Genomic DNA, 12,260 nt, shown 5'->3' on the forward strand with positions numbered 1-12,260 from the left:
CGAATGGCTACAGATGAGTTGCCTTGTTCAGCCAAATGGCTAATCCGGCTTCTTACTTTAAACTTTCACAAATTTCCGTATTTACCCTCTTCAAATTCTGTTCATCCAGTTTTATTACTTTGCGGTCGTATGTCATCAATCCGTTCACTTCGATCTCAACATCTGTAGTCTGTGTATAAACAGCAGCCGAGAATCCACGTGCAATCATATCCTTCAGCATATTAGCATACTTCAGATACTCATCAGTAGCTTCTTTGGAAGTACTAAACTGAACATACCCCCAATTACGATTCGGCTCCCAAAGATGCTCCTTCAGCACTAAACCAATTCCTCCATACTCTCCGAGTACAGTTGCACGCTGTGCGTCATATAAATACATCTCCGGACCGGGATAATTATGCAAATCGAGCATATCACCACAGGTATAATGATTACCTCCACTGGCAGGATTCACTAAACGGGAAGGATCATATTGCTTTGTCCATTCTGCTATTTCAGGGGTTTTAAACTGCCCCCAAGCCTCATTGAAAGGTACCCATGTGCCAATACAAGGATAAGAGTAAAGGCAGTCGATAATTTCTTTCCATTCTTTACGATAAATAGCCTCTGATTCAGCAGACCGTTTAAATTCTGTTCCCTCAAAATACTTCCGATTCTGCCACTCGGGATTCTTATCACCACTCGGCATGTCCTGCCACACAATAACCCCTAAACGATCACAATACGTATACCAACGGGCAGGCTCTACTTTTATATGTTTGCGAATCATATTATATCCAAAATCTTTTGTCTTTTGAATATCATATACTAAAGCCTCATCCGAAGGTGCTGTATACAAGCCATCCGGCCACCAGCCCTGATCTAAAAGACCAAATTGAAACAAGTCTTTATTATTCAGTTGCAGACGCACAATCCCATTTTTATCACGCTTCGTTGAATATTTACGCATGGCAGTATAGCTCTTAACCTTATCGATCAACTTATTTTCTGAATATAGACAAATTTCCATATCATATAAAAACGGAGAATCCGGAGACCACCACTTTACATCAGACGGCATAGCAATCTCAACCGGAATACCATTTACGGAACTTCCTACAGCCACCAACTGCTTTCCTTCTAATACCTTCACCTCCAATTTATCTGAAAGCATCTGATGATCTGTCATAACCTCTACTGTCAACTTATTCCTGTCAATATCAGGAGTCGTTTTGATATTGACAATCGACCGGATTGGCACGGGTTCTAGCCAAACTGTTTGCCAAATACCACTGACAGGAGTATACCAGATACCTCCCGGCTTACTAACCTGTTTTCCTCTAGGCTGAGGACCTTTATCAGTCGGGTCCCACACTTTCACGATCAATTCATTTTCCCCATTCAGCAAGGCAGGCGTGATATCAAAAGAAAAAGGAGTAAATCCTCCTGTATGTTGTCCCACCTTTACCTTATTTACCCAAACATCCGCTTTCCAGTCAACAGCCCCAAAATGCAATAAGATCCTATGTCCTTTCCATTTGGAGGGAACCGAGAATTGACGCTGATACCAAAGTTCATTCTTCTCCCCAAGGCTTTTCCCCACTCCGGACAAGCTGGATTCTACAGCAAAAGGAACTAAAATCCGACCATCATAACTTTGTGGCATAGCTTGACCTATCGGAGAAATAGCATAATTCCACAATCCGTTCAGATTTATCCAGTCAGCACGTTCCATAATTGGGCGGGGATATTCGGGCAACACGTTTTCAACATCTATTTTCGCCGCCCATTCCGTCATAATTCGACCGTCAACCGGTTTCCACTGTGCAAATAGATAAACACTATTAATAAGTATCACTAAAGAACATACAATTTTTCTCATCTACATTATTTCTATTAAGAATATTTTTACTAGGTCAAGTTATTCCAATATAATATCAAACTGATCGTAAGGTGCCGTACGATGTGCCAGATGCCTGGTCAATTTTGAAATCCCAAACAAGGGAGAATAAGTACGTACTTTGATCGTTTTACCATCCGGCATAAATTCCAGAATGCGAAGCCAACCATCCCCTCCGTTCCCTTCCGGACCGCCTCCTACATATTGTACATTAAACGTCATTTGTGATACATCTTTCCCGGCACTGTTCTTATCCACCCGATAAGCCACATTATTCTCATATTCACCGGTGCCTCTTCCCACATGTCCGCAAAGTACGAGACGGATATTGGAAGAAGGATAAATAAGTTTCTCCCAAATAGCCTGCCCCGAGTTTTGTGGAGAAATCTTATACCCATCTTTCGTAACGCGCTTATTACCTATATCAAGATAAGAATGAGTGATAAAAATCACCTTATGATTCTTGTATTCCGGCTTGTTTACCAAATTTTTCGCCCATTGCAGCACTTCATCACGAGGCACAAACTCTACTGCTATAACCAAAATCTTTCCCCATCCCGGCTCATCAAACTCAAAAGCCGAATTCTCTAAAGACGCCCTGCCTTCACGATTAGGAAATTCACTGACACAGATATTCCGCCAGGTAGAATTACGCTCAAAAGGAATATAATCAGGAAAATAAGTACGACCGTTTTCTGCGGCTTTGTATCCATAATCATGATTGCCTGCGGCAATAATATAAGGTACTTTGTTATCCAGTCTTTTCAAAGCCTGCGACGCTGCCTCCCACATCTCACGACTCGTCTGATTTAGCATCTTACGGTTTAACACATTGTTGTCATTCTGTTCTACCAAATCCCCCGTACAAAGGACAGCTTTAATTTTAAGCGGTTCTATGTTGTCCGCAATCCATGCAGTGCAAAGATCAAAAAGCGGCTGGTTAATATCATACTTGGTATATCCCTGTGGATCACCAAGCAAAATCATAGAAAAGGATTCCGGATCGACCAGCTTCTGGGGATCAGCCCGATGCTGCGCCGAGACAGCAGTAGCAGAAGCACACAATATCCCGGCCAATAAATAGTTGAATAGTTTCATAGATTACTCTTTTTCTTCTTCGTTTTTAAATACAGGTGCACGAGATACGGATGCCGGTGTGCCATTAGTAATATAAGGCCAGCCATCACTGCTCCATTGTATGCGGTCACACATCAATTGACGACCATTATCTATTTTCGCTTTCTGCCAGGCATGATAGAAGAACCAGTCATTACCCTCGTCATCCGTGATAATTTCGGAATTGTGTCCGGTTCCGGCAAACAGGTTATTACCCTGTAGAATTACTTCATTATAACTACTATTTTCTTTCATCACAGTACCGTTTTTACCCACATAAGGACCTTCGATATTTTTAGAACGCCCCACCACTACACGATACGTACTTCTTTCCTCTTCACAACAACTACCCGTAGAGCCAAATAGATAATAATAATTCCCGCGTTTATGAACCATGATGCCTTCTATTGAAGGACCCGCTATCTTTTCGGAAACAGCCCCTTTAATGGATAGACCGTCAGCACTTAACTCTACATAACGGATACCTCCTTCATAGCCTTTAGAAGTACTATTATAACTTCCCCAGAAAAGATACTTCTTACCATTATCTTCAAAATAACAAGGGTCGATGCACTGCATAGTACCAGAATTGTAGTCAAGAAGTTTTCCGTGATCCGTAAAAGGCCCTACAGGAGAGTCGCTGACCGCCACCCCGATACAACTATTCTTAGGCAAGTCCCAGTGCCCGAGAGTATAATAGAGCACATATTTGCCATTGATATAGTTAATGTCCGGAGCCCATAAGCGAGTGTCCGGCTGCCAGTTCGGTTTTTGCAGAAAGGCTGCCCCAGCATAAGTCCACTGTGTCATATTAGTAGATTTGTAAATCGGAATATAGATATTATCCTGTTGGGTAACATACAAATAAAAGTTCCCGTCTGCCGCATGAATTATTGTCGGATCAGGCAACTGTTTGCCGACTATAGGATTGGAGAATGAAACAGGGTTAGGTGTACTCCCCCCACCCCCATTTCCATTACCGTTACCCGGCCCATCCGGTTGTTCGTCAGAGCCACCGGAACATGCCATGATACACAATGCTGTTGCAATTAAAAAAGATAATTTTTTCATATATACTTTATTAGTTAAAACTAAGATTAATTTATCCAACCTTCATTCTGTTCCAAATTCGAGTTCATTTCCATTTCTTTAGCAGGAATAGGCCAGCTCCAGCACTGATCTCCCAACCAGTACCAGGTATAAGTCGTTTCACCCCACATCTGCATCAGACCGTTACGATTATTATCAAACTTCTTATCTTTCCACGTTCCCCAACGCAATTCATGGAAATACATGGAATCTTCGCCACCGATTTCCCAGTAATACTCATTCCAGATACGTTCACGCAAATCACTCTGCCCGTTAACTTTCGTAGCAGGATAAGTTGCATTATTCAATTCGACATGCCCTGCACGACGTCTTACTTCATTAACACATCTGATTGCTTCGCTTTCATGGGTACTTCCCCATTCATTTAGCGCTTCTGCTTTCAGGAGCAATACTTCCGCATAGCGTATTAATGGAATATCCAATCCATAAGTATCACGTTCTGTCTGTTCCAGACCTTCAGGTACAAACTTTCTCCATAGATAGTAAAACTTATCGTTTGTATCAGTACGGATATCAAAAGGCTCTGCACTGTCGGAGCCACGATAAGGCCAACGCAATGTATAAGTATGAGCTATTCCAGAAGAAGCACCATTGTATTGTGCGTAAGGGGTAATGACAGCCATTTGCAGACGTGGATCACGGCTCTCGTAAGCTTTTTTGATACGTGCTTCATTGCCACTATCCAGATATTTGCTCATATCGGCCCCATAGGCAGTCATACGTTCCTTTTCCGCCGCAGACAGTCCATCGCGTAGAAAAAACACCACACGTTCTTTTTCTTTCATCGCACTATAGCCCGGCAAGTAGTTATCCCAATTAAACTTTTCTCCGGTCGCCGTCTCAAAAGATTCTACAAAATGCGGATTAGGCAAATAGTTATTCCACATAGAACCTGCTGTACAACGGTTGCCGTAAGTGATGTTCCTTGTATTGGAGTAGCCGTATTGCTTGATGCATTGCACAGAGAATATCATTTCTTCACATTGTTCATTTGCTATTTTCAACAACTGCTTATAACTGGTAGCACCGGCCTTAGTATATAACCCGAAGCCACAGTCAGCCACAGAATTAAAATCATCAACCGCCGCCTCCCAATTCTTCTGCCACATATATACTTGTCCGCGTAATGCATAAGCAGCTCCTTTGGTTACCCGTCCATAGTTAGAGTCACCCGAATTATATTTACCCGGTAGATTGGGTTCATTCACACAATCTGTCAGATCCTGGAGTATAGCCGCCCAAACATCCGCTTCTGAAGAACGGGCTTTGTTACCGTTTTCAGGACTCGTGATTGCATTCATATATAACGGCACTCCTTTATACAAGATATTCAAGCGCATATAAGCAAATGCACGCAAGAATTTACATTCGGCGATAGCCCGTTGCTTCTCTCCGGTCGACATATCAGGAACCTGACCAATATTATCTATCACATCATTAGCACGATAGATAAAAGTATAAAAACGTTTATAAATATCACTGAACAGGCCACTTGAGGGAGTAGCTGCTCCTGTACAATTAGGCATTCGCTTAATCCAGTTCTTGTCTGTATCCATCACAGAAGAATAAGCATCCCATGGAATCCGGTGCGAATCCAAAATGCCGGAGTTAGGACAATATTGATCCAGAAAGACATTATATACGCCGATAACAGCCTGTTCGGCCAAAGTTGCTTTCGTCCAGATACTACTACCGCTTATGTTATTGGTAGGAGTAGTATCTAAAAAGTCCGCACCGCATCCAGCCATAGAGAAAGACAGCAAGGCAATAGATGCACATCTTACTAATTTCCGAAATATTTTTATTTTGTTTTTCATCATAAAATCGTTTTAGAGTAAGTTTAGAAAGTGATATTTACACCGAATGCATATTGTCTCATAGTAGAATATCCCACTGCGGTACGCATTTCCGGGTCCATTCCTTCATACCCGGTAATGGTAAATAAATTTTCACCGGAAGCAAAGAAACGGATATTCTGTGCATATACTTTTTTCGACAGGACAGCAGGCAATGTATATCCGATAGTCAGGTTCTTCAGTTTAATATAATCCCCTTTTTGCAAATGTACTGATGACTGTGTCATACCACTTTGGTCGTTACCGGAGTTATTTGTCAAGCGAGGATTCTTTGAACTCAAGTTCGTGCGCGGATCATTGGGATTTTTGGGATCAAAGAAATAGTGATCGTTTGCTATTGCTTCTCCAATAGCATATCCTTTGATGGTAGCACTGCTGTTCAATGCCAAACGATAGTAGTAAATCTTGAAACCTGCCGCACCGGACCAGTTCATGGAGAAATCGAAGCCTTTCCAATTAGCGCTTGCCTGCAGACCGAAGTTATACTTGGGCACATTGGAGCATCCCTGAAACTCATTATCAGCGTCATTACCATATACACCGTCGCCATTTAAGTCAGCATAGATGTAATCACCATACCAAATGCCACTCTTACTGACGTTCTGACGCGGATAGAACTTATACCCTGCCCCTACCATAGCATTCAGCCATTTCATGTCGTCTACTGTACGGATCATTCCGTCTCTCGGACCACCGTTGATATTGACTGTTCCATCTGCGTTAAAACCGTTTCCACTGCCTTTATATGGTTGCAACATATAGTATTCATTAATCATTTTACCCTCTATTACACGGGTAGATCCTCCGGTAGAGACATCGCCGATATTGGTTTGATAAACACGGTTCCCGTTTTCATCTGTCACCCAGCCACGCTGCAACTCTCCTTTGTATTTACTGACCTTGTTCTGGTTATAGGCAAAGTTACCGGATACACGATATTCTACTTTACCGATACGGTCTTGCCAATTCAGGGTCATTTCAATACCGCGGTTAGTCACTTCCGCAATGTTCTGACGAGGGCCACTGGCTGTCCCGAGAGACATATACATATCAGGGCGATATAAGATTCCATCCGTTACTTTATTATAAAATTCAGCCTCAAACGTCAGACGGTTTCTTAAAGTTGCAAAGTCGATACCAATATTCGTAATGGCAGTACTTTCCCACTCCAACAGGTTGTTGGAAATAGAAGTAATTGCCAAACCATTATTAAGGCTACCTCCAAACGCGTACTTTGCCGAGTTGTACACAGCCTGCCATTCGTAGTTACCAATCGCATTGTTCCCTAACTTACCCCACGAAGCACGTAATTTCAGATTGTCGATAGGAAGTCCTTTCATAAATCTCTCTTCACTGATTCTCCACCCGGCAGAGAAAGATGGAAAAAGCCCCCAGCGATTATCCGGAGCAAAACGGGAGGAACCGTCATAACGCATATTAACCTCGAATAAATAACGGCTGTCGAAAGCATAGTTAATACGACCGAAGTAAGAACGGGATGTAAATTCCTCACCTGTACCACCTATGGAAGAAGGAGTAGTAGCAGAACTTGAATCACCCACAGACGAATCTATTAATCCAAGTTTGGCAGTGTCGGTAGTCCGTTTGACAAAACGTTCTTCTTCAAAGCCCAATAACATACCAATATCATGCTTATAAAAAGTCTGGTTATAGTTGAGCAAGTGCGTTAATTTCCAATGGTTTTCACGGACATACGCCATACGGGTATACAAATCGGCAGGATCTTTGGGGGCAGCTATCCACTGATCTGTACTAAAACTATATTTCCCATAATCCGTATTTACGGACATCGATTCATAACGGTAATCTTTATAGTTCAGATTAACATCGTATGAAAAGTGTTTCAGAAACTTCACGTTGGCATAGAAAGTAGTAAAGAACTGCGTGTTTTTGATATGCCCTTCCGATTGTGCCATGTCCCACAGAGGATTGTGAGATTGCGGATCTTCCTCGTTCGCTTCCGGCGCACCATATTTTCCGTCATAATATGGATATACGCCCGGTATCATTTTTTGGGTATTGATATTGGTGAGTGAACCGGTATCGCTTTTCTTCTGGTCAGTGTGATACCCCCATACGCGAGTACCAATACGTAACCACTTAGTAATATCCGAATAAACATTGGCACGCAAAAAATAGCGTTGGTATCCGGTATCCTTGATTAATCCCGGATTGTCAGTATAAGATATAGAAAGATTATATCCGGTACGTCCCTCCTGTCCAGTGACGGAAAGCGAATGTTTCATCATCCAGTCGTTACTATATATCTCATCGTACCAATCTGTATTAGGATAAGCTACATAATTAGGATAGCCGGAAGCCGAAATGCCATTCGGATCTTTTTCCGCCTCACGCCATTGATTGATGGTAATGTCGCTGAAAGGAGCAGATTCTCCTATATTAGTAGCAGCTTCGTTCATCAATTCCATATACTTGGCGTAGTTAGATACCGTTTTTATCAGTTTGGTAGGTTGATTCAGTGAAAAAGTAGCATTGTAGGACACGCTGACCTTTCCTGTTTGTCCGGTTTTGGTAGTAACTAGAATAACCCCATTTGCCCCTCGGTTACCATAAATAGCACACGAGGCCGCATCTTTCAGGATGGAAATAGAAGCAATATCGTTGGGATCTACATTATTCAGACTTTGTTCCATCCCATCCACCAACACGAGTGGTGAAGAACTGTTCAGGGTACCTACTCCCCGAATATTGAAAGAAAAGCCTTCATTATATGGAGTCCCGGAGCTTTGCATCACCTGCAAACCGGCTGTCATACCGCTCAACGCCTGCGAAGCACTGACCAAAGGACGGGAAAGTGATTCCTTTTCCAAATTTACCGTAGCAACCGAACCGGTCAGGTTCACCTTCTTTTGCGTGCCATAACCAACCACTACTACTTCTGAAAGCATTTTCACATTCTCTCCCATTACAATGTTGAATGTCGTCTTGCCAGGCGACAATGAAATTTCCTGCGTGTCAAAACCGATATAAGACACTTGCAATTTCTTAGCGTCCTCCGGTATTTCCAGTTCAAATTTCCCTTCCATATTACTCACCGTGCCAATATTAGTACTGGGAATTGATACCGATACTCCAATTAACAATTCATCATTGACATCACTGACGATACCATTGATACGCCGTTTCTTATCTGATTTCTGAATGACAGGCCGGGTGATGATAATATGATTATCTTTTATTTTATAAATTAATTCCTGCCCTTTCAGAATCTGATCCAGTGCCTTGCTTATTGGTTGATTATCTACCTTCACGGTTACTTTACGGGTCAGGTCCACATCATTTTTCTCATATACTAAGGATACATTTCCTTTGACCTCCAACTCCCGGAACGCTTTGCGCACCGTTACGTCCTGCAAATGTAAGGTCACCTGCTGTGCGTGAACCGACAGTGGAAGAACTGCGGCTAATAGCACGAAGAACATGCATTTGATGATTTTACTCATTGATTTAAGTTTTTATATGTATATCTTTTGTTACTAACTCATTGTCTTACAATGTTCTTATTTAAACATTATCCAGGATTGCGAACTAGCTTCATTATCCGCATTTTTCACATTGCCGTTCGTTTCCCAATCGTATCTACCGGCTACCTTTCCTAAAGGCACCCCTCTACTATCATCCCGAATAACAACAGGACTATGATAGTTCTCACCAAACACAATGGCATCCGTACAACCCACTTCCTGCAATGCCACAGCAACTTCCCGTAAAGAAGAGCCATCACTAAAGACATTCCAAGCTGCTTTTACCGAGTTATAAGAATTCGTAAAACGATTACTTACAAAAATGACCAAGTCTCCTTCTTCCGTGATACCGACAGCCCGGCGTCCTACAGGCTTGCCATCAAAAGTCCAAATGCTTACCGGATTAGCAGCCCATGAATTACTTCCTGACAATGCACCATCCATTCCTCTGTTACGGGTCGAAGTATTTCTTCCTTCATTAGTGGCAAATGTCTTGTAAAGTTCTGCATTTTCTCCGGCAATCATGATCTGCCCTTTTTGCAACGGATAGGAATATCCACTGACAGCACTGGTTGGAGACCACTGTACCCCATTGGCAGCTTGTTTGCCGGCTCCGCCGCTGGTAAACTTATACAAGTTATTATCTATCACTTCTGCATACGAAATCTCCGCTTTTCCATCAGCTGTAATTCCCAGAGTTCCCGGACAATACTTCAAAGAAGTAGATAGGTTATATCCGAGACGCGGTGCGGATAGCAGCCCACTATCATTCCACCCGAGGCTATAAAATATCGGTACCCAGAATTGCCCGGACAATCCCGGAACAAACAATGAATAATCCATATTATCATTCATGATAGCTGTTGTACGATGTTGAGTAGTGGGTTCAGCCCATGTTACATTGTCTTTATTCATATCCCAGCTAACCTTCATATTTATTCTACCGGCAGGAATAGTTATCAACCATCCCGTATTACCGCTCCTTCCATGCAAGTTTTTATTTTCATAGACAATCATGAAATCAGGAATACGAATACTACTGTGTTGACTCTTTAAATCAGCAGTAATATTTTTCCAGTTTACCCCTGCGTCAATAATTCCATTTACAGCACTCAACTGATATTTTTTAGTCATGTTGTTCGTATTGTCTTTTACAGTAATAGTAAGTGTGCTATTTAGGTCAACAATCAGGTTCCCATTTTCATCTTTTTGACTGGAGGGATCCGTAGAGATGATTTCTGCGTTATCTGCCAAAGTCGGCATCAACACTACATCTGCAAATGTAGTGTTTTGTTTGAAACGTAACGAAGCGACACCATTCATAAAACTGCCACTAACCTGCTCTGTATTACAAGTAGCCGTTACACCTCGAAGCAACTGGGTAGAAGTGCTGAAAATGGTATATTCGATATCATCTGCTCCATCATTCACTTTAATACGGGTAATACCGCTGCTTAAATCCAGTACAGCGTCAGTAGTGAGCGGATCAATAGGCCTTGCCCATTCATCCGCCAGTTTGAGTTTCACATTCACCGCACTTTGGTCATCCAAAATGCGAAAATCTAAGGCTATGACTCTACTGTTCTGGTCAATAAGACCATTTATCCAGTTCCCTGTGCCATCTTCTGCCTGTATGGCTACCAATGGCTCTTTTACGTACCCCGGGTCTTCGGATAAGACAACACCTTTTAGTTCATCTTCTCCGCATGACGTGAATATAAACACAAGGAATGTGCTTAATAGAAAATGTAGTTTCTTCATACAATATTATTTAAATAAGAAATAGCTTATTTTCTGTTATTCCTGAAAGCAATCTTTATCCTGTATGACTAAACTAAAACAGCTGTTTGTATACCTTATAACTTCAAAAAAGAGTGTCGCGCTATGCTCTTTTACAATTCTTCTTTTTACCATTCATAGAGATTCAGGTTAAAATATGCTTTATTGGCCTATTCATTAATATGACAGCCAGATTAATAAAAAGTATAGTGAGAAATGATTTTTTTATTCGTTCAGCCCTCCAACTCATCTTTTTATTAGTGAGTTTGGTCATCTTACATTTTTTCAATACCTTGCCCCCGAATTATCCATCGGAGAAACACAACCTGTGAGTATTCACCTGAATATATTAACTAATAAATCAAATATACGATTTCTGAAAGACATAATGGAAAAGAACCTGGAAACAGAGATTATCGAGGCCCTGAAATCGGGTAAAGAGGAGGCATTCCGATACATCTATAAAACTTACTATATAGATCTTTGCCGGATAGCGAGAGGGTATTTGACAGACTCTTATCTATCAGAATCTATAGTAGAAGATTTGGTGTATAGCCTATGGGAAAACCGCTCTAAAATAGCAATTAACACCTCATTGAAAAACTACCTTTTCAGAAGTGTGGCCAATAAGTGCATCAATTATCTTCAGCTTGAATATGTGAGAAGGGAAACAACCTGCTCGTCTAAAGATCTGACCATTTACAGCGATTTATGGTCTTTAGGCGAAAGTCCGGTTGAACATTTAGAGGGTAAAGAGCTACATTCTATTATCCAGAAAACGATTGACGGCTTATCTCCGGAAACCCGGAAGGTATTTTTATTAAGCCGTTTTGAGAACAAAAGACAAGAAGAAATTGCCGAGATCATGGGAATCACTATCCATACAGTGAAATATCATATGCGAAGTGCACTAGATAAACTGAAGGAAGCAGCAAAATCTTATCTTGCCCTGATCATGATGTTTATTACGAATATATTTAATTAATATTAAAAAGCAAAGTAATTCACTATACT

The 12,260-nt window shown here is 41.5% G+C and carries 7 protein-coding genes; 1 reads left to right on the plus strand and 6 read right to left on the minus strand.

Annotation, left to right across the window (positions count from 1 at the left end):
* Window positions 1-52 precede the first annotated feature (52 nt).
* Genes DXB58_RS08245 through DXB58_RS08270 form a run of 6 tightly spaced genes read right to left on the minus strand, consistent with a single transcriptional unit; the run spans window position 53 to window position 11,228 of the window.
* Window positions 53-1,861, minus strand: coding sequence for a glycoside hydrolase family 2 protein (locus DXB58_RS08245; protein WP_008998196.1), 1,809 nt, complete (start codon window positions 1,859-1,861; stop codon window positions 53-55).
* A 39-nt stretch (window positions 1,862-1,900) separates the two neighbouring features.
* Window positions 1,901-2,977: a metallophosphoesterase gene (locus DXB58_RS08250; protein ID WP_008998197.1), complete on the minus strand. Its 1,077-nt coding sequence runs from the start codon at window positions 2,975-2,977 to the stop codon at window positions 1,901-1,903.
* A gap of 3 nt (window positions 2,978-2,980) precedes the next feature.
* Complete coding sequence (locus DXB58_RS08255; protein WP_004307466.1) at window positions 2,981-4,066, minus strand: family 43 glycosylhydrolase; 1,086 nt, start codon at window positions 4,064-4,066, stop codon at window positions 2,981-2,983.
* Window positions 4,067-4,092: 26 nt separating this feature from the next.
* Window positions 4,093-5,925: a RagB/SusD family nutrient uptake outer membrane protein gene (locus DXB58_RS08260; protein ID WP_369907095.1), complete on the minus strand. Its 1,833-nt coding sequence runs from the start codon at window positions 5,923-5,925 to the stop codon at window positions 4,093-4,095.
* A 20-nt stretch (window positions 5,926-5,945) separates the two neighbouring features.
* A complete protein-coding gene (locus DXB58_RS08265) occupies window positions 5,946-9,446 on the minus strand; it encodes a TonB-dependent receptor (protein ID WP_122136497.1) in 3,501 nt (1,166 codons plus the stop codon).
* A 57-nt stretch (window positions 9,447-9,503) separates the two neighbouring features.
* Window positions 9,504-11,228, minus strand: a complete 1,725-nt coding sequence (locus DXB58_RS08270) for a hypothetical protein (protein WP_117936497.1) — start codon at window positions 11,226-11,228, stop codon at window positions 9,504-9,506.
* A gap of 406 nt (window positions 11,229-11,634) precedes the next feature.
* Between DXB58_RS08270 and DXB58_RS08275 the strand changes: the two genes are divergently transcribed.
* Entirely contained in the window at window positions 11,635-12,231 is a 597-nt protein-coding gene (locus DXB58_RS08275) for an RNA polymerase sigma-70 factor (RefSeq protein ID WP_122136498.1), read from the plus strand.
* The last annotated feature ends 29 nt before the right edge of the window (window positions 12,232-12,260 follow it).

This window comes from Bacteroides sp. OM05-10AA (assembly GCF_003439055.1).
GTDB lineage: Bacteria > Bacteroidota > Bacteroidia > Bacteroidales > Bacteroidaceae > Bacteroides > Bacteroides intestinigallinarum.

Excerpts from the sequence above, each read along its gene's own strand:
- DXB58_RS08265 (WP_122136497.1), bottom strand. The coding sequence starts at position 9,446 with ATGAGTAAAATCATCAAATGCATGTTCTTCGTGCTATTAGCCGCAGTT.
- DXB58_RS08275 (WP_122136498.1), top strand. The coding sequence starts at position 11,635 with ATGGAAAAGAACCTGGAAACAGAGATTATCGAGGCCCTGAAATCGGGT.
- DXB58_RS08270 (WP_117936497.1), bottom strand. The coding sequence starts at position 11,228 with ATGAAGAAACTACATTTTCTATTAAGCACATTCCTTGTGTTTATATTC.
- DXB58_RS08255 (WP_004307466.1), bottom strand. The coding sequence starts at position 4,066 with ATGAAAAAATTATCTTTTTTAATTGCAACAGCATTGTGTATCATGGCA.
- DXB58_RS08250 (WP_008998197.1), bottom strand. The coding sequence starts at position 2,977 with ATGAAACTATTCAACTATTTATTGGCCGGGATATTGTGTGCTTCTGCT.
- DXB58_RS08245 (WP_008998196.1), bottom strand. The coding sequence starts at position 1,861 with ATGAGAAAAATTGTATGTTCTTTAGTGATACTTATTAATAGTGTTTAT.
- DXB58_RS08260 (WP_369907095.1), bottom strand. The coding sequence starts at position 5,925 with ATGATGAAAAACAAAATAAAAATATTTCGGAAATTAGTAAGATGTGCA.